The 18,664-nt window shown below is 36.6% G+C and carries 13 protein-coding genes; 7 read left to right on the plus strand and 6 right to left on the minus strand.

Annotation, left to right across the window (positions count from 1 at the left end; all coding sequences use genetic code 11):
* Positions 1 to 2: 2 nt before the first annotated feature.
* Positions 3 to 806 (minus strand): hypothetical protein, encoded by an 804-nt coding sequence (locus BMS_RS08550; RefSeq protein ID WP_014244412.1) that lies wholly within the window; start codon positions 804 to 806, stop codon positions 3 to 5.
* Positions 796 to 1,905, minus strand: coding sequence for an aromatic ring-hydroxylating dioxygenase subunit alpha (locus BMS_RS08555; RefSeq protein ID WP_014244413.1), 1,110 nt, complete (start codon positions 1,903 to 1,905; stop codon positions 796 to 798). Before BMS_RS08555 ends, BMS_RS08550 begins: the two co-directional genes overlap by 11 nt.
* A 356-nt stretch (positions 1,906 to 2,261) precedes the next feature.
* Here BMS_RS08555 and BMS_RS08560 point away from each other — a divergent pair, with 356 nt between their 5' ends.
* From BMS_RS08560 to BMS_RS17370, 3 genes are read left to right on the plus strand one after another with little or no spacing between them, the layout of a single operon-like run.
* Positions 2,262 to 3,407 carry a hypothetical protein gene (locus BMS_RS08560; RefSeq protein ID WP_014244414.1) on the plus strand — a complete coding sequence of 382 codons (1,146 nt, stop codon included), beginning with the start codon at positions 2,262 to 2,264 and terminating at the stop codon, positions 3,405 to 3,407.
* The gene (locus BMS_RS08565) at positions 3,394 to 6,174 is read left to right on the plus strand and encodes a hypothetical protein (protein ID WP_014244415.1); all 2,781 of its coding nucleotides are present in this window, start codon (positions 3,394 to 3,396) and stop codon (positions 6,172 to 6,174) included. Before BMS_RS08560 ends, BMS_RS08565 begins: the two co-directional genes overlap by 14 nt.
* A 49-nt stretch (positions 6,175 to 6,223) precedes the next feature.
* Complete coding sequence (locus tag BMS_RS17370) at positions 6,224 to 6,445, plus strand: Kazal-type serine protease inhibitor domain-containing protein (RefSeq protein WP_014244416.1); 222 nt, start codon at positions 6,224 to 6,226, stop codon at positions 6,443 to 6,445.
* Between the two features lies 1 nt (position 6,446).
* Here the strand turns inward: BMS_RS17370 and BMS_RS08570 are convergent, their stop codons facing one another.
* Positions 6,447 to 7,460 carry an FAD-dependent oxidoreductase gene (locus tag BMS_RS08570; RefSeq protein ID WP_014244417.1) on the minus strand — a complete coding sequence of 338 codons (1,014 nt, stop codon included), beginning with the start codon at positions 7,458 to 7,460 and terminating at the stop codon, positions 6,447 to 6,449.
* A gap of 120 nt (positions 7,461 to 7,580) precedes the next feature.
* On the opposite strand from BMS_RS08570, the gene BMS_RS08575 reads away from it, so the two are divergent.
* The 4 genes from BMS_RS08575 to BMS_RS08590 all read left to right on the plus strand — a co-directional run bounded on the left by BMS_RS08575 (position 7,581) and on the right by BMS_RS08590 (position 14,644).
* Complete coding sequence (locus BMS_RS08575) at positions 7,581 to 9,890, plus strand: Tex family protein (protein WP_014244418.1); 2,310 nt, start codon at positions 7,581 to 7,583, stop codon at positions 9,888 to 9,890.
* Positions 9,891 to 10,000: 110 nt separating this feature from the next.
* A complete protein-coding gene (locus BMS_RS08580) occupies positions 10,001 to 11,959 on the plus strand; it encodes a hypothetical protein (protein ID WP_044557442.1) in 1,959 nt (652 codons plus the stop codon).
* Positions 11,960 to 11,984: 25 nt separating this feature from the next.
* Positions 11,985 to 14,057 carry a hypothetical protein gene (locus BMS_RS08585; protein ID WP_014244420.1) on the plus strand — a complete coding sequence of 691 codons (2,073 nt, stop codon included), beginning with the start codon at positions 11,985 to 11,987 and terminating at the stop codon, positions 14,055 to 14,057.
* 83 nt (positions 14,058 to 14,140) lie between these two features.
* Positions 14,141 to 14,644: a hypothetical protein gene (locus BMS_RS08590; RefSeq protein WP_014244421.1), complete on the plus strand. Its 504-nt coding sequence runs from the start codon at positions 14,141 to 14,143 to the stop codon at positions 14,642 to 14,644.
* Here the strand turns inward: BMS_RS08590 and BMS_RS08595 are convergent.
* From BMS_RS08595 to BMS_RS08605, 3 genes are all read right to left on the minus strand, one after another.
* Positions 14,641 to 15,240 carry a hypothetical protein gene (locus tag BMS_RS08595; protein WP_014244422.1) on the minus strand — a complete coding sequence of 200 codons (600 nt, stop codon included), beginning with the start codon at positions 15,238 to 15,240 and terminating at the stop codon, positions 14,641 to 14,643. The two genes, BMS_RS08590 and BMS_RS08595, sit on opposite strands and share 4 nt — an antisense overlap.
* Before the next feature lie 128 nt (positions 15,241 to 15,368).
* Positions 15,369 to 16,475 carry an ABC transporter permease gene (locus BMS_RS08600; protein ID WP_096909532.1) on the minus strand — a complete coding sequence of 369 codons (1,107 nt, stop codon included), beginning with the start codon at positions 16,473 to 16,475 and terminating at the stop codon, positions 15,369 to 15,371.
* 66 nt (positions 16,476 to 16,541) lie between these two features.
* On the minus strand, positions 16,542 to 18,662 hold the full coding sequence (locus BMS_RS08605; RefSeq protein WP_014244424.1) for a 3-hydroxyacyl-CoA dehydrogenase NAD-binding domain-containing protein: 2,121 nt from the start codon (positions 18,660 to 18,662) through the stop codon (positions 16,542 to 16,544).
* Between the last annotated feature and the right edge of the window lie 2 nt (positions 18,663 to 18,664).

An 18,664-nucleotide genomic window follows, 5' to 3' on the forward strand; every position in this document is an offset into this window, starting at 1 on the left:
GATTAATCCCGACTAATATTAGAGACACCAAATAGAGAGAGGAGTCTTTGTTTATATGATATAGATATTTTCTTATAACTCTTTTTTATAATCTTTAGTTGATATTTAAGTGGCATTGAAAGAGTCATCACGGCCAGACAACATAACTCGTCACCCTTTTGCCAATTTGGATTAACTCTATCAAAGAAATCAACTCTTTTATTAGAAGATTTTAATTTTTCTGTAATTGGAGCAACTCCAAATTTTAAGGCATCTTTAGAACAGCCCTCAAACTTTATGAGACCACTAGCTCTATCAAAGTACTCTGGGTACATAATAGTTGAAAAACCATTAAGAATCTCTTGTTGATACTCTGGAGTTTTCACCTCATGTCTAGGCCAGTGTTCATCGAAGTTATTGGCCATAAGTAAATAAGTCTTAAATCCCTTGGAGATCAAGTACCAATAGAGAGGAGAGAAAGGTCTCTTTAATTTCTCTATGAAGAGATACTTTAAAAAGGCAACACCCAGTGTTCCTTGCCCCCAATATTCTTTTTCAATAATAGTATCACCACTAAAAACACCGCGGTGAATTTTACCTCCCAGGGAGACATAAGTTAAATTTACGATAGTAGAGAAACCTCTAATCTTGTTCTCTTTCTTATCCATTAAAAGAAAGACACTATCTTTTGAATTTAAGTCTAGACAGAATGTATTAAAACAAGAGTTTTCATAGTATTTAGAGAATACCTCAAACATACTCTCGCGTTGCTCTGGAGTGATCTCACTTACGTGAACTGTCTTAGAATATAACTTATTACCCTTCATGACTCATCTCCATAACTTCTTTAGAGCTATTAACTTTCTTAGACGCAACCAGAGGACCGTTGTGTAAATCAATCATATCTTCTACGTCATTATCAATTTTCTTAGCATAACCCCAATCACAGGTTTGTTGCTTTTCTGCGTGTTGAATAAATTTTATTATTGCGTGGTCTTCATTTAATGGGTGCTTGAAATCAAATTTTATCGTTTTAAAAACTTCCGTATCTCCAGCAGCAAAGTAATTACCTACAACTTTAGTAGCTGCCAAAAGAACTTTATTTACAAGCTTACCAATAAGACCTTTTCTCTTTTTAGTTATGAGTACTGTCTGTCCCTCGGCCTTTCCTTGTTCATTACTTCGAATAGCAAACATTATATGAAAGTGGAGAAAATCTGGTCCAATTGTGACCGTTCCAGTAGAAGCGTTAAAATAGCACATAGAATAAGTAAGTGCTCCAGCATAGAATCTTCCAATAAAGCGTGTGAAGATATTAGTGTCAGGAACTTTGGTCTCATTATTAAATTGAATCGTATTTGAGTTAATCACTCTTGGTCTTAGAAATAATTTAACTGGAAGATTGTGAACACTATAAAAGTGATGAGCATCAATTGCATTGATCATCATTACATTTGGATGACACTCTTTTACAAATGGTGTTCCGAGAGTTGAGTCAACTTCTTGATCTTCTAACTCAGGGACAAAAGGTAGCTTCCTCTTGGCCTGCTCCCCAGTCCAAATCCAAATAAGTCCGTAGCGCTCTTCAACTGGATAAGTTGCTTGCTTTACTTTAAGACCTAGCTTTTCCCTACAAGGGATATCGTTTAAATTTCCTTCACTATCGAATTTCCAATGGTGAAAGAAGCATCTAACTTCATTACCTTCTACTTTTCCTTCGGCCAAATGAGCGCCCATATGTGGACAATGGGCCTTAAGAGCTCGAACGATACCATCTTCTCCGCGGTACACGGCCAAGTCCTCACCCATAAGCTTAAGATGCTTAATCTTTCCCTTCTTGAGCTCCTTTGAGCGCAGTCCCCAGTACCATCCTTCGATGATGGCATGAGTATTATTAAAGATCTTCGTCTTAGATAGATTGGACATTATTCTTACCCTTTTAAAATTATATAAGTGAATTAATAAGCAGAAATCGTGCCAAGAATTAGTATTTAGAATTAACTAGTTAGAGAAAAATGGGAGTTGAATAATTAGACAGTGTTTAAAGCTTAAACAATTTACATGGATAGGAGAAAATCGTTCAAAGTTTAAACACTAGCAAAAGAGTAGACAGTATAGGGCCTTGTCAATTCTTTAATTACAGACACTTAACCAGCACAACAGAAGAAATAAGTTGGAATGGATATTGCTACATATATATGTATATAAAATAAATACAGCATATTGCAGAGCATGACGCGATATGTTAGAAAATCTTATAAAAGATATTAGAGCAGGTTAATATGATCAATTTTTCGAAAACATTTCTCACGATGACTGGAGCCTTGGCCCTAGCAACAATGCCTGCATTTGCGCAGCAAGCGGAGAAAAGTATTCAATCAGATAAAGACCTACATAAGAATACATCTATAAAGATAAGCTTTGGTCTTGGTGGCGTGAAGGCCGACAGTAGTCTTAATAAAGCTTCTGTTATGGGAGTTAATATTGGTGCAGATGCAGAACATAAATTAAGTGAGAACTTAAATGTAAAAATCTCTGGTGGAATGAATGTTCAAACAGGATCAAGCACAACTGCTAGAGAAAATAATATCTATAAGCCAGGAAATAGTAATTATCTAAAGGAAGCTAAGATTAGCTACACACCTTTTAATATCATTGATCTTGAAGCTGGTGTTATCAATCAAAGCAATCTTGATGCTCCCCTACTAGTAAGCTCTAAAGGTTTCATTGCTGCTAAAGAGGGACTTAACTATAAAATACTTGATACAAAGATTAGCCTCTTTGCAATGCAATCAATTCCAAATAATAGAAACCTTTCTCAAAGAATTGATGTAGAAGAAGATGGAGATCCAAGATTCTTCACTGAGACATTAAAGATAGATCAAATCCTCTATATTGGAGAACTAAGCCTATCAGCAACTCACTTTGCTTATAGTGATATTTCAAATGCTGTTGCCTATGAATCAATCCTACTAGGTAACTCTGGTTCACCTATTAACAAAGGTAATGGTGTTTTAAATAGCGAATATCAAGGTTGGCACTTAGGAGCAAACTATCAAGTTTCTTTAAATAAGAATCTTGTTCTAAAGACAAAGTTTAACCACTTAAGCAATACAGCAATTAAAGAAAATAACACAGGTCATATTGCGGCACTAGGACTTAGCTACACTAGCGGAGCACATAATTACTACGGTGAATTAGCTAATTTTAAAATTGAATCAGACGCTTCAATTGCCTATTACAACTCATCAAAATATGGGCTAGCAAATAAGAAGGGAAACAAAGTTTTATTGGGATACGCAAATTCAGAGTCAAACTTAAATGTTACTGCTGAGGCGATCCAAAATAAAGAAATAAACGAAAATATTTATCAATCAGACGAAACAATATTCATTTTAAGCTTAAGGAAACTCTATGATCTTTTCTAAGAGAATCTATTCTCTAATTCTTGTCGCAACTCTAACTGCGAGTTGTTCTTTCGGGGTTAAAGACAAGAAAGAAAATTCAAACACTAACGCTCTACAATTGAGTTCGTTCTCTAAAGTGAGTTCTCAGAATCTTATCTCTGCAAGCAGTGGTATTAACCAAGCAGCAGAAGATGTACGATTCACACTAAGGGCCTGCTTAAAAGATCCTACTGGAGTTAGAAACTTAAATGCGAAGACAGTAACAATTAGTGGAATTGGTGGATCTCTTCAGACTGATGCGAGCGGTTGTGTAACGTGGTCAGAAGTTAAGAAGATTGATTATTCTAAAGTAGTGAACTGTAAAGAAGAGACAAGAACACTATCAATTCCTGAAGAGGGAACAAGTGTTGTATTAAAGTATGCAATCGACCCTACAGAGAATACGTTTACAGATTTAACAAAAGTTGGAGCTAAGGGATGTCAAAATGAGAATAACTCTGCTCTAACTAAGAACGATATGGAATCAAAGCTTATTCTTGATGAAGTTAAGCTTGCTATTAAAGCGAATTCAACGATTCATAAGAGAAGTGATACAAAGTATCAAGAGTACCAAATGGAATTCTCTTCATGTCTCTACGCGAGAAGAACTGAAGCAGCAATTAAGAATAGAAATATTGAAGTAACGTTCTACGTTCCAGAAATTGAAGAAACGAATAAAATTAATGTAGAAACGAATCATAAGGGATGTTTTAAGTATAGAACAAATACAAAGTATGAGCAGCATAACTACTCACATTGGATGAACGCGAAATTTACTGCAAAGGTATTAGAAGGTCCATTAGCTGAGGAAGAAGTTGAAACGGGACTACTCTTAAACCCATGGGATAACGATCTTGTTGACCAGCGTTTTGGTAAAGCACAAGAGAACCCATTAAAAGAGACAAGTAGATTTCAAATTAATGGTGTGATGTATATCTTAATTGGTAATAATGTTAATAACTTTAGTGTAAATGAGCACTTAAACTTAACTGTATCAAAGACCTATCAAATTGTTCTTAACCCAAGAATTGATAGAGGACATAGATTTAACACTCCAAGATTTGCTGATGTTGAGGGTGGACGATTTAAGTTAAAGTTTATGATTCTTGCACCTAATAATGCTGAGATGGAAATTGATAAGAATAACTTTGAAAACTTCACATATATCACTGGTGCAGAGAAAGAAGTTGAAGTTGTAAATGGAACAATTAACACGCTTATTGATCTTCCAATTAAAGTATCAGATATGCCGAGAATGGCACTTAGAACAGTATCTGTTTTTAAATTAGAGCCAATTGATAAGGAAATTGGACTTAGACAAAGAGTTGTTACAGGTTTCTTTAAGGCGAAGATTCCTTGGATTAAGACAAATGTTATGAGTAACGACGCACTTAATGAGAGCTCAACTGACTCTCCGTCTACGAGATATACTCCAGAGGCCCACCAGACAACTACTGGTAAGGTAAATAACTCAATCCTAGAAGGTGAAGTTAGCGCGAGTGATTTCTTTGATGTTGAGAATCTAACTGATGTAGAAAAGAATGAAACTGATATTCAAGCAAAGCAATTTAAGAATTATATTGAATATCTCTTTGATAACTTAAACCTCTTCACTGAAGAGAGAGCTTTTACAAGTAAATTTAAGCAGAGTTCAAAAGACATTTATATAGCTCAAAAGCAAGCGACTACTGAGAAGTTTAAAATGCTAAGTATTTCTGAAGCACAAGAGCTCTTGAAAACTAAGAAGCTTGAAAATAGATTGATCTATATTGCTAAAGAATTTAAGAAGACAGGTAAGTTCAATCTACTAAGCAGTGGAAAGACAAGCGAAGAGATCAATGCTTTTAAGAAGAGTCTATGTACACTTGCACTAGGCGAGAAAAACTCTGTTCAACCAGCATTTCTTGGAGGAACAAAGCCTTCTGTACATATGAATAGCTGTATGAAAGATCCACAAGCTTATATGAACTTAGAAGTTAAGAGACACGTTGATACTGTAGAAAAAGTTAATCCAAAGTATTCAAACGGATTTAACTTCTCAGTAGGATCTAGATTTTCAATTTATGAAGGTCAAAGTACTTCTGAATACACAAGTATTAGATCGGGTATCGATGCTGCCGTAAAGATTCCATTTGGTGAATTCTTTGGACTTGGTATTAGATTATTTGATATCTCCAAGGGAGTAAATTACTCAACAAATGAAAATCAATCATTTGGTGATGATGTATCAGAGAGTAAGTCCATTGGAGTAGAGAAATTTGCAGTAGACGTAACAGCAAAGTACAACCACTGTTTATTAATTTCTCCAAAGACGTATACGACCACTTCATACTCTAACTATTCATATAGATATGGTGGAAGCTATGGTGGAGTAAAGAATACGACTTTTGACGGAAATACTTACTATATGTGCTCTAGGCCATACGAAGATACTCTTGAAGAGAGCTGGTACTACCTACAGTCATTTACTTCGGGAACAAGTTACTTTAGAGACTCGTTTGGGCCAACAGAGATCAAGTTGATCAAAGTTATCAGAGGGTACAAGAACTACTTAAAGTTTAGAGATGCACTTAGAGATGAAACAAAGCAATACCTCTATGTTGACTCTACAGGAATTGAAACTCCTGACAATAAAGTCTATGACAACTGGAAACATCTTATCAATGAAGATGAAGGACAGACAAAGGGTGATGTAGTTAATCTCGTCATAGATAATACAGAAGGTTCACTACCTGGAACAATTGAATAAAATTAAACATAATGCCTCTAAGTTTGTTATACTTACTTAGAGGTTTTTTATGAAAGTACTTAAATATATCGCTCCCCTATTTATCCTAATTTCTTGCTCAAGCAATAATATCCAAGAAGAAAAAGTCCTAAAGAAAGATAAAGAGGAAATCAATTCATGTATCTGCATGGAGATCTATAGTCCAGTCTGCGGCCGAGACGGTAAGACCTATTCTAATTCGTGCGTGGCCATGTGCCATAAGGTCTCTTATAAAAATGGTGCTTGCAGATAGCTTAGAGTTCAAAGTCTCTAATAAATTGATTCGCCATATAGAATGAGAAGGTAAAACCATTTTTATAGACGCCGTGAAAGGAGTAAATGCCACTGCTAATCTCTCCAAGAAACGGCATTCTCTTTCTACCTTTGTGCCTAAGCCCTTTTCTTATCTCTCCACTCATAAGTTTAGGAATATCATCAATAAACTTTGAAAAATACTGATACAATTCATCTAGAGGCATAAACTCAGTGGCGCTCAAATCATTCTTTAGCGTCGTTCCACCGATGAGGACTTCTTTTGAAAAGGAGCGGTACACTAAATTATAGTGCCCCTTAGTTAAGACAAAACACTCTTTTCCAAGATCAAGATTAGTAAAACTCACATAATCTCCTGGCACTTTCTTAGAGTAGCTCAAGTGCGCGTGCTCAATTGAAGGAAGAAAATGATTTGAGTAAGCTCCCATTGCCAGGATTACTTTCTTAGCGGAAATCTTCTTACCACTGGCCAGATGAATGACTCTTGAATCATCTATGTGAACGAGGGTGTCTTGAATCTTATTTAAATTTAGAGATGAATTTAGCTCCTCTAAATATTTTAAAAGAGATGTATTATCTACAACAAAACATTCGTCCTTATGAGCAAGAAACTCTCTCTCTAAAAGTTGGTGCTTTCTAGGTAAATCATAGCGCTTATTAAATTGATCGCTATTAGTGTCGTCTTCGAAAATATGATACTGAGAAGCACTATGAAAATAATCACTTAATTCTAAGCGAGCAAGCTGTGCTGTATAATCATAGGAGTCATAGATCAGATCACCCAAAGGACTGACCCCTTTACTCACTCCAGATAAGCTTACGACACTAGTAGTATTTTCTGAGCACGGAGATAGAAGTTTATCGTTGAAAACATGGGCGATTTTTAAAGTGTCAAGATTAAATCGAGGCGATTTTCTTATTTCAAATAAGATAGATTGAGCACAAATTCCGTTACCCACAATAATTAGATCATAATTTTCAATATCTTCTATCATTTCTTAGCTTTACCATTGTCAAATGAGGGTGGTCTATTTATCGTATATTGCTATTAAATTACAGTAAATAACACACGGTTTCAAGATGAGACTGACACATACTTTAAGGAGACCAATAAAATGGCAATTGATTCACAAGCAGTTGTATACGCCTCTACCAACACAGAAATAACTGCAAAACAAGTTATCGCTGTTCTCACAATGCTCATTGATGAAGAATGTACTATTCCCTTCATCACTCGATATAGAAAAGAGGCCACTGGTGGACTTGATGAAGTACAAATTAGAGATATTCAATCATCTTATGAAGAGTACCTAGAAAGAGAAAAGAGAAGACAATTCATTCTTGATACGATTAAAAAACAAGAGCAACTCACACCTGAGTTAGAGAAGAAGATCTTAGCTGCGCAAACACTTAATCAGCTAGAAGATATCTACGCTCCTTATAAAGTTAAGAAAAAGACCAAGGGAATGATCGCAACAGAAGCTGGTCTGGCCCCATTTGCTGATCTTATTCTCTCAACTAAAGGCTCTATGCAAGACCTAGCAAAGGAAGCCGTTAAATTTATAAACCCAGATAAGAAAGTGCAAAACTTTGATGATGCCGTAAAAGGTGCCTGTGATATCATCATTGAAAAATTTGCTCACGATACTGAAATCAAAGAACAATTAAGAGCAGACTACTGGAAAGAGGCCATCTTAAAATCTACGAAGAGAGATAAGGCCGAAGCAGTAAAAGATTTTGAAAAGTATAAAGACTACTTTGAATTTGAACAAAGAGTTTCAGAACTTAAAGACCCAAAAGCGTCACATAGATTCCTCGCAATGAGAAGAGGAATGACTCAGAAAGTTTTAAAAGTAGAAGTTAGCTTTCCTGAAGAGGTGGCCACAGGTCTCATCAAGAAGAAGTATTTTGACGATGAAGCCCTAACACTTGTTAATGTTCTCATGGACTGTTCAAAGAAAGCATTTAATAACTATATCCACGGCTCTCTAGATCTAGAGATGAAAACAGATTTAAAGAAATTATCTGATGAATCTGCCATTAATGTATTTGGTGTAAACCTTAAGAACCTTCTACTACAACCTTACCTTGGGGCCAAGGCAGTTCTTGGAATGGACCCTGGAGTTAGAACAGGTGTTAAGCTTGCAGTAGTAGATAATACAGGAAAATTCCTAGTTGATACTGTTGTTTATCCACACCCACCTAAGAATCATGTTGTAGAATCGGCAAAGATTATTGAAGCAATTATTGATCAATTTGGAATTGAATATATTGCAATTGGAAACGGAACTTATGGTAGAGAGACACTCGCCATAGTAGAGAAGCATGTTGAACAAGTTAAAGAAGGAAAAGTTAAGGCAACAATGATTTCAGAAGCTGGTGCCTCAATTTATTCTGCTTCAGAAATTGCTAGAAAAGAATTTCCTGACAAAGACCCTACAGTAAGAGGGGCCATCTCAATTGCAAGAAGATTTCAAGATCCGCTTGCAGAACTAGTGAAGATTGACCCTAAATCAATTGGTGTTGGTCAATATCAACACGATGTAAACCAAACAAGACTTAAGAAGTCACTTGATGGTGTTGTTGAGAGTTGTGTGAACTTTGTTGGTGTTGATATCAATACTGCATCGGCTCCACTTCTATCATTTATCTCTGGAATCGGACCTAGTGTTGCTAAGAATGTTGTAAAATATAGAGAAGAGAACCAAGGTTTCTCAAATAGAGAAGAGTTATTAAAAGTATCTCGCTTCTCAAATAAAGTTTTTCAACAAGCCGCAGGATTTCTTAGAGTTTACGGTGGGGAGAATCCACTAGACTCAACGTTTATCCACCCAGAGAGCTATGAGGCCATAAAGAATTGGTGTGATGGTAATGGGCTAGCAGTTAATGACCTCATTCAAAATAACGAACAAATTCTAAAAATGGAAAAAGATAGCAGCTTTAGAGATCAAGTGGGTGAATATACTCATAACGATATTATCAAGTCTCTAAGAGCGCCATCACAGGATCCGAGAACGGAATTTAAGACGACTGAGTTTAGAAAAGATATCTCTAAGATCGGAGATCTAAAAGTTGATGAATGGTATCCTGGAATTGTAACTAATATCACTCAATTTGGTGCCTTCGTTGACATCGGAATCAAAGAGAATGGTCTACTTCACGTTTCTCAGATAGCTGATAAATTCGTAGAGAATGCTCTAGATGAATTAAAAGTTGGCCAAGAGTTAAAAGTTAGAGTGAAGGATGTTGATTTAGATAGAGGAAGAATTTCTCTTTCTTGTAAGCAAGATGATGGGAATGCGGAGTTTAAGTCTAATTACGAATCAACTCCAAGAAGAGGTGCTAAGCCAAAGTCGGCACCAAAGTCTGATGCACCACTAAAGAATAATGCCTTCGCAGGATTAAAGAACTTTAAATTTAAATAGTGATTACAAAGGGGAGTTTAGCTCCCCTTTTTTTATTGATTAATACCTTAAAGCTCATTAACATTTAGTAAATGAAGAAATCCTATAATTTATTATCAATAATATTACCCGTGGCCCTTGGCCTAATTTTCTTCTTTCCACTTTACTTCCAAGGGAAACTCTTTCAAGAGATCACTCCCCTACAAATTGATTATTCACAAAAAGATTATTTCTTTAATAGCTTTAGCTGGATCTATTCTTTAAACCTCTTGGGTGAGCCTCTTCTTGCAAATCCTAATAATGGAATCGTCTCTCTACAGTCTCTAAGCTATTTATTCTTATCACCGCATTTGGCCTATAAGATAAATTTTCTCATTGGCCTAATTATCTTCTACTACTTCTCACTTAAAACAATAAGAGAGGATAGTGAAAAGTCTCATTATATAGATTATTTCTTGGCCCTACTCTTTCTAAGTGCGCCGCTCTTTCTCTCTACAACTCAAAGGATGAGCTTTTGGCCTTTAGTTTGGAGTGCTCCCTACTTCTTTACAATTAAAAGGGCCATTAAAAGAGATTCAACAATCTATTATATTCTTAGTGGTCTAATTCTCTCTCGAACATTTTCTCTGGGAGAGCCATTTCTCTTTTTATTTCTCTTCCTACTTCCCTATCTCTACTTATGGAAAATACCTCAGAGAAAGGCCTTCTATACCGTAGGAGTATTTATCGTTGGGATACTTCCTTTCTTAATCTATTATCAAGAATTACTACCTCTTACAGCGAGATACTACTCACAACCAGAAAGTATTGCCCTAAAGTACAGTTTGCAGATGAGAGATATTTTCTCAATTTTAACCAATAAACTCCTATCTTTTGAAAGAGCTGATAGATGGTTTGAAGAGATTTCTCTAGGGCTATTTAGCTCTATTTCATTCTTCTATCTATTAACTAAGCATAAGAAGAAAGTGAGCATATCTCTAATTTGCTTAATTATAATTGTCTTTATTATGAGTATGGGAGCAAACTCTTCAATCTCTAAGTTTATCTTATTAGAATTTCCAGTCTTTTCTCAATTACGCTACCCAGAGAAGTTTACGATTTATATCTTCTTGATTCTATCATCATTAATATTATGGACTCCTTTAAAAGGAGTGCATCTAAAGTTTTTAAAGACCATTATAGCAATAGCTATAGTCGAGAATTTAGTGCTTTCCCCTAATTTTAAATATATTGATCAAGACTTAATCATCAAAAAAACTTATCTTGGCCAATTTCAAAATATCCATACAAGATTTAAAATCTGCAATGGCCCAACTAGAGCTTCTGGATCAAGAGAGAGCATAAACCTCAGGGCCTTTGGAATTGCGACTTTAAATACAACTTCTAATATATCCTCCACTGCTTTAAAGATGGTTGATTGTAATGCTATCGTGGACACAAAAAATGCTAGAAGACTAGGTGTATCGCATATCCTCTACCGAAATATTACAGAAGTTGAAGAAAGAAATTTAATAAAGAATGGTTGGGAACTTGTCCAAAGAGAGGGAGAACTTTCAATCTTTAAATTATTTAATTCCTCACCGAGTATCTCTTACTTTACAAGTGAATTTACAGACACTCCCCTCATCCAACACAGAGGAAGAGAGTATAAGAAAAATGAAAGCCTAAACTGGAGTATCCCCCATATCTCAAATCAATTTTCACTTTTAAATACAAGGCTTAAGCTTCATAGAAATAATATAGAAAAACCCAGTTGTAGAGAAGAGCAAAGCTCACAACTTCTTATCTCCTACGGTGCTCAAAAGATCGAAACAAGAATTTCATCTCTATGTGGAGGTCTACTTCAAATCCCTTGGTACTTCACTACAGGTTGGAGAGCATACGTAAATAATGAGGAAGTCCCAATTTTAAGAATTAACGATATAACCATGGGTCTTATGCTCCCTCGTGGTGATCATAGAATAGAGATGCTCTACACCCCTAGAAAGTGGCCATTTTTATTCTCATATTTTCTGATTGGCCTATTAATTCTCTCTCCTATCCTACTGAAATTAAAGGATTCACATTTAATCAAAAAGGATAAAGTATAATTATTCATTAACCGAAGAGTTACTTATGAATAATCGAAAACTATCTAGAATTTTTAGCTTTTTATTACTGACCTTGGCCCTTAGCTCATGTGGGCCAAAGAAGTCTGCACCAACGACACAGGCAAAGGTCTTTCTGGGCGCGCTTACAGGTTTTTCTAATCCTGTAATGCTCTATGGTGGAAGTATTGAAGCGAATCATACTTTTGCTAAGAAAATTATGCCAACTGAAAATGATATAGTTCTCGATCTTAAACAAGGCGCATGGAAATTCTATGCTCTTTACTGGGATGGTGCTCAACCCTTTGAGGGAAATCTCTCTTGCTTTGCGACTGAGACGATAATTGAGGGAGAGAATATGGATGTGAATATCACACTCTCTCAAACAGGTTGTAATGATCCGGCCCTTTTTCCAGCATCACTTTCACCACAACAATCTTTTATCTTCAACGGCTGCTCAACTCTATCTGATGTCGTAGACGAAAACTCACTCTGTGATCTAATGTCTAAAGGTCATGGAGAATCTTATCGAATAATTTTTCCACAGTGGTCACCAAGCCCACTTGAGCTAGTAAAGGATAGTGCCACGGCCGCTATCACTTCAAATTGCTTTAATAAAGGTGCAATTAGTAATATAAAAATGCCTATTGGAAGTAGTGAAACTTTCTTTCACCCACTTGTCGTCTCTTATGAAAACTCTAATTGCTTAGGAGAATTTAAAGAAACAAGAGCTCTTCATACTTTCTCTAAGGCAGTAAACCTAGATACAAAAGAATTTAATAATGGATCAAATAATTTCTTATTCTTTATTGATAGAGGCCCAGAATCTTTAAAAGTCATTCACACTGCAATTGGTAATAGTTGTGATGAGAAATTTGATATGAAAACAATTGGTACCAAGACTGTCTTCTTTGGTCCTGATACAAATTACGGTTCAATGCCCTATGTTCTTGATGAAGTAAATGAAGTCGTTACAGAACTAGCGACAGGAAATGAAAATACATACTATGTTATGAAGTATGGAAATCAAGTTCTCTTTAACTCAGATGATGGGACAAATGGAAGTGAGTTATGGATTACTGATGGAACAATACCTGGAACGTATATGTTAAAGGATATTGATTCAGGTGCCACAGCTTCAACCCCCTCTAGATTTAAACTCTTCAATGGATTCGTCTACTTTGTCGCCAATACTGCTGGCGCAGGAATGGAGTTGTGGAAAACAGATGGGACAAACACAGGGACAATTATGGTGCATGATCTCTATGCTGGAGCATACTCAGGTCTTGGGTCCGTTTCAGAATTTGTTCTCTATAATAATGAGCTTTACTTCGCAGGTGATGATGGAGCAACAGGAACAGAGCTATATAAAGTTGATACTAGTGATACTGTCTCTCTAGTACAAGATATTTACACTGGGGCGACAGGATCACAGGTCTCTAATCTTGCAAATTTTAATGGGAAACTCTTCTTTCTTGCTGATGACGGAGTTAATGGTACAGAGCTCCACTCATGGGATGGTTCAACACTAACAATGCATACAAGTTTCACTAGTCCTACCCCATTTAGTGGAGGCTTTACAACGGCAGCAGGAAAGATCGTCTTCTCTGCTAATGCTGGAGATAGTGTTTATGGACAAGAGCTCTACGAGCACGACGGCGTGAGTGCCAGTGCTACTTTACTGCACGATATTTTTACTGGAACAGACTCTAGTTCCCCAACCTTTTACAAGAAGCTTCCAAATGGGGGTATTATTTTAAAAGCAAATAATGGCTCTAATAATCAACTCTACTACTTAGCGCCAGACCTAACTTTAAATCAAATATACCCTGGACAAGAGGTCTCAAACCTAGAGGATATGATTACTTATGACGGGAAGACTTATATGATTCTATCCTTTAACTCAGCAGAAAGTAAGCTCTATAAATTTGATCCTCTAAGTATTAATCTTATAGAGAGACAAGGCATCTGTCCTAGTGGATGTATGTCATGGCCTGCTGGCAAATTTGGAGTATCTGCCAGAGGTAAACTATACATTAAGAAAGTCTACTACAGCAGTCCTGATTACTTTTATAATATTTTCAGAATGGGACCATTATAATTATTTATAACACCCATACACTTTATTAATTTTATTTATTAATTTACTTTTTCTAAATTAGTCTCACCAACAAGGAGAGGCTAATGAAAACAATGAAAAAAGTAATTACCATTTTAACACTAACAATGACTCCACTCTTAGCGGGAGATTTCCCAAAAGAGCAGAAGAGAGTTATCAAAGAAGAGACTCATCAAACTCAGATTCAATTAGACACAGAGAATGTTAGATGCTCAGCGCTTGGCTACGGGGCATCTGAACTTAAAATAAGTGTTCCATCACTTGAGTGGTACGCAATCTTTGATCACTCAAATAGAGATGGGAGAGGGCCATGTGTAACTGCAGGCAGAGGCTTTTGCGATATCTTTGGTGGCATGGATGAAGAAGTATCTGAAGTACTTATAAGCGAAGAAAAGCCAACAGAAGATATATCTGTAACTGTTACACTGACAGAAGTTCTACATGAGACAAATGAGAAATGTTTTAGAAGCTTAGAAGAGAGTGTTGAAACGAATGTAAGAGGTATTCCCTTCACTCACCTAAGAATTAAAGACATAGGTGAGCTTCCAAAGGAAAAGTGTAAGTTCTAATCGACTCTATTAAAGTAACGATAGGCCCTAACTTCTAAATCTTGTATACAGAATTTTACATCATTAGAGTTTGGGTCTATTTCACTACAAGAATTTCTATAAATGTCATCATTTTCATAATTTTCAAACACAATCGCCATATCACATGACTTATTTTCTTCATCGCAATTGATAAACTCATAAGTTAAGTAAACTTGCGCCGGAGCATAGTCATAGTATAAGTCTGTACACTCTCCTACTTTCTCATAGAAGTCCCATACTAGACCACCATATCTTCTACCTGTATCCACCATATCTTCATACTTAGAAACACCCTCTATCGTACAAGTTACAGTAGATCTCTGCTCTCCTACAACATCCCATCCATCTTCGTTATGAGTATAACTAATGTAATCAAAGTTTAGAGCGCAAGTTTTTGTCTCGCTATCACAGTTGATTTCATTAAAGGAGTAATCGTAATCTCCCTCACACCATGTATCACCACAGATATTATCGATTTGAGTAAGAACTTCATTCTTCTGTGAAGAAGTGAGAAATTCAGCTGCGTGGATATTCATTGTAAGTGTGAGAAGCACAAAGGCGATAAGCGATTTCATTAGTATTCCTAGTTAAGATTTCCCCACTTATAGAAAGAAATGAGACATTCGTAAATAACATAGGTAACATGTTCACCATCTAATTTTTAGATTTATAACATTTAGGCAAGTGTAGAATCAGATACTTACTATCCAATAGAGCGCACGTAATCGAGATAAGTGCTCTCATCCTTTTTGAATTGAAAGAAGGCCAAGGCACTAAAGGCTATTGAAATTACATAAGGAACAAAGAATGAGATAAGCATTCCCTTGAGCGTAATATAGACAGGGATTTGGCGATCAACGAAGACATCAGGCATGATATTTGGAGCATAGATCTTTATGAGCCATAGGAAAATGAGAGCAAATCCCAGACCCGAGACTATACTTGAGAGGGTGGTTAAATTTAAAAATATTTTCATGGCAATTTCTAATTTATTCTTAGAGCTTCCAAGAATCCAAAAAGAGACAAGATCCCCCTTAACTTTTCCAAGGAAAATCATCAAACCAGAAGTGATACAAAGAGAAACCAATAAAGTCATACCCGAAAAGAGAAAGAGCATGACTCGATTCTCTAGCCTAAGGGCCCAAACTAAATTCTTAAACTTATCTGCCCACGTTACTAGACGAACCTTATCTCCGTACTCACTTTCTAACCATGACTTAAGCTCTGTGAAGTCGTGGTCTTTATAGAGTCTGATTCTATTGATGGCCCTCTTTCTAATTAAGTTCTGAACTACGGGAAGTCTCACCCACACATTGAACATATCACTTTCGGGAACATCAGTGCGAACAAAGCTACTGGCATCAACTTGTATAAGTCTAGGAATATCGTCCATCAAACTATCCACATGAGAGGGAGAGATAAGAGAGAACTCATCTCCTTCCATAAGAGAGACTTTATAGGCGAGGTCATGACCAACAATAGCGCCTTGTTCTAAATCTTTCTTATCTAAGAAGCTAGGAGTAAATTTAGAAGTATCAACTCCTCGCAAAACAACTGGCGTTATATAGTTGAGTTGTCTAAGAAGTAATTCAATTTCATATTCAACACTAGGATTAAATTGCTTATTTACGAGTTCGTCATAGAGCTTTGCAGACTCTTCTCTACTGAGATCAGTGATCTCAATAACAGCACTTCCATCTACAGTCTTGGATCTCGTTGTTAACTTATTTTGCAATCCGCCCATAGTACTTTGCAGAACAAGCAGAGCGAAGCTAGAAATGAAGAGGCCAACGATTGCTAGAAATAACAATCGTTGGCGCGTCTTGGCCTTAAATATATAAGTGATAAAATAGCGGCAGAAGTTTAATATCATTTATTAAACGTCGTAGAACTTCTTCTTCTGTGCTGCTAAATCTTTTAAGAAATCACAAGGAGTGTATCTGTCTTTATCAACAGACTCAGCTCTATCTTCCATCGCTTTAATAAGTCTCTCTAAACCTTCAGAGTCAGCGTAGCGAAGAAGTCCTCCTCTAAATGGAGGAAATCCAATTCCAAAGATAAGACCAAGATCTACTTGAGCAGCACTTTCGACAATACCGTCGGCCAGCACTGTAGCAGCTTCGTTGATCATTGGAAGGAAGATTCTCATCTGAATTTCTGTCTCATCCATCTTTTTCTTAGTCTTAGGTAGCATGGCCTGAACTTCTTCATTTGGCCCTTCTACCTTTCCTCTCTTGTCGTAGATATAGAAACCTTTTCCATTCTTCTTACCTAAGAAGTTCTTCTCTACAAGTTTAGAAGAGAACGGAGAAGACTTAACTCTATCACCTAGACCATCATGGATAATCTTTGCAACTTTCTCCCCTACGTCTATTCCTACTTCGTCTAATAGACGACAAGGACCCATAGGCATACCGAAGTTAAGACAAGCGTCGTCTATATCTTTCATAGGAACACCTTCTTCTAGAAGGAAACCTGCCTCATTCATAAATGGCATTAAGATTCTATTTACAAGAAAACCTGGTCCATCTTTTACGATAACTGGTGTCTTCTTAACTTTCATACACCAATTATAGAGGGCCTCAAGTGTTTCCGGAGCAACTTTATCATGAGTGATAATCTCTACAAGAGGCATCATATGAACAGGATTAAAGAAGTGGAGACCTGCAAAACGCTCAGGATTCTCTAGGGCCGTACTCATCTCCTGAACAGAAAGTGAAGATGTATTAGAAGTGATTACACAATCCTTTCTCACCTTAGTTTCTACTTCAGAGAAAACACTCTTTTTAATATTCATATTTTCAACAATGGCCTCGATAACAAGATCAACTCTTTCAAAACCATCGTAACCAACTTGACCTTGAATCGAGCGCTGCTTGCGTTCAAATTCATCGCGAGTCATTCTCTTTCTCTTCACTGCTCCCATGAAGTTTGAAGAAGATTGTTTATATCCAAGCTCTAGAGCTTCAGGAGTTAAATCTTTCATGAGTGGGGCCATTCCATTATTGGCCATAAGCCATGCAATTCCACCACCCATCGTTCCAGCTCCAAGGGCCGCGCCCTTTTTTAAGCGTGGAAGATTTCCAGAGCTCTCAGGTCCAGAGTATTTCTTAGCTGTTTCAGTCATAAAGAAGATATGCTGTAAATTCTTAGATTGCTCACTTACACAAAGCTCTCCAAAGGCCTGAGACTCAGCTGCAAGGTAGCTAGATCTTCCCTTCATAATTCCAGCTTCCATCACATCTAAAATCTTAAGAGGTGCTTGGTAGAATCCCTTTGTCTTCTTTAGAACACTCTCCCTAGCTTTTTGAAAAATAATTTTCTTAGCAAAGAAGTTATCAGATGCAATATGTTCAAGGGATTCCTTTAATCCACCCTTCTTCTCGTCTCCACCAAAGTGAAAAGACGCCATCTTTTTAATTCTCTCTTTTGGATAAACACCTGCCACAAGACCTAGTCGCTTGGCCTTTTTAGCCTTTAACATTTTCCCAGTTAAAATAACGTCCAATGCCTTTGGAAGACCTATCTTTCTTGGGAGTCTATAAGTTCCACCAAAACCAGGAATAAGTCCTAATTTAACTTCTGGAAGACCAAGCATTGTTCCCTTGTCATCAGAGGCAACAATGGCCTTACATGAAAGAGATAACTCAAGTCCACCACCAAGACATACACCGTGAACTGCTGCAATCGTAGGAACTTTAAGGTCTTCAATTTTATTAAAAATTGTTTGACCAGCTTCAGCACCAGATGCACCATCACTTTCCGTCTTCATTGATGAAATGAGGTTAATGTCAGCTCCGGCCAAGAAACATCTATCTTTATGTGACCAGAAGACAACACCTTTAATATCTTTATTCTTATGTAGCTCATCTAGACGATCAGATAACTCTTGCAATGTCTCCTCATCTAGAGTTGTCATTGACTTAGTACAATTATATCCAAAGCCTAAGTAAGCAATACTTTCTTCTATTTCAAAACTAATTCTCTTTGATTCCATAA

The organism is Halobacteriovorax marinus SJ (assembly GCF_000210915.2).
Lineage (GTDB): Bacteria > Bdellovibrionota > Bacteriovoracia > Bacteriovoracales > Bacteriovoracaceae > Halobacteriovorax > Halobacteriovorax marinus.

Coding starts and splice junctions, on each gene's coding strand:
- BMS_RS08570 (WP_014244417.1), bottom strand. CDS start 7,460: ATGATAGAAGATATTGAAAATTATGATCTAATTATTGTGGGTAACGGA.
- BMS_RS08585 (WP_014244420.1), top strand. CDS start 11,985: ATGAATAATCGAAAACTATCTAGAATTTTTAGCTTTTTATTACTGACC.
- BMS_RS08605 (WP_014244424.1), bottom strand. CDS start 18,662: ATGGAATCAAAGAGAATTAGTTTTGAAATAGAAGAAAGTATTGCTTAC.
- BMS_RS08560 (WP_014244414.1), top strand. CDS start 2,262: ATGATCAATTTTTCGAAAACATTTCTCACGATGACTGGAGCCTTGGCC.
- BMS_RS08550 (WP_014244412.1), bottom strand. CDS start 806: ATGAAGGGTAATAAGTTATATTCTAAGACAGTTCACGTAAGTGAGATC.
- BMS_RS08565 (WP_014244415.1), top strand. CDS start 3,394: ATGATCTTTTCTAAGAGAATCTATTCTCTAATTCTTGTCGCAACTCTA.
- BMS_RS08575 (WP_014244418.1), top strand. CDS start 7,581: ATGGCAATTGATTCACAAGCAGTTGTATACGCCTCTACCAACACAGAA.
- BMS_RS08590 (WP_014244421.1), top strand. CDS start 14,141: ATGAAAACAATGAAAAAAGTAATTACCATTTTAACACTAACAATGACT.
- BMS_RS08555 (WP_014244413.1), bottom strand. CDS start 1,905: ATGTCCAATCTATCTAAGACGAAGATCTTTAATAATACTCATGCCATC.
- BMS_RS08595 (WP_014244422.1), bottom strand. CDS start 15,240: ATGAAATCGCTTATCGCCTTTGTGCTTCTCACACTTACAATGAATATC.
- BMS_RS17370 (WP_014244416.1), top strand. CDS start 6,224: ATGAAAGTACTTAAATATATCGCTCCCCTATTTATCCTAATTTCTTGC.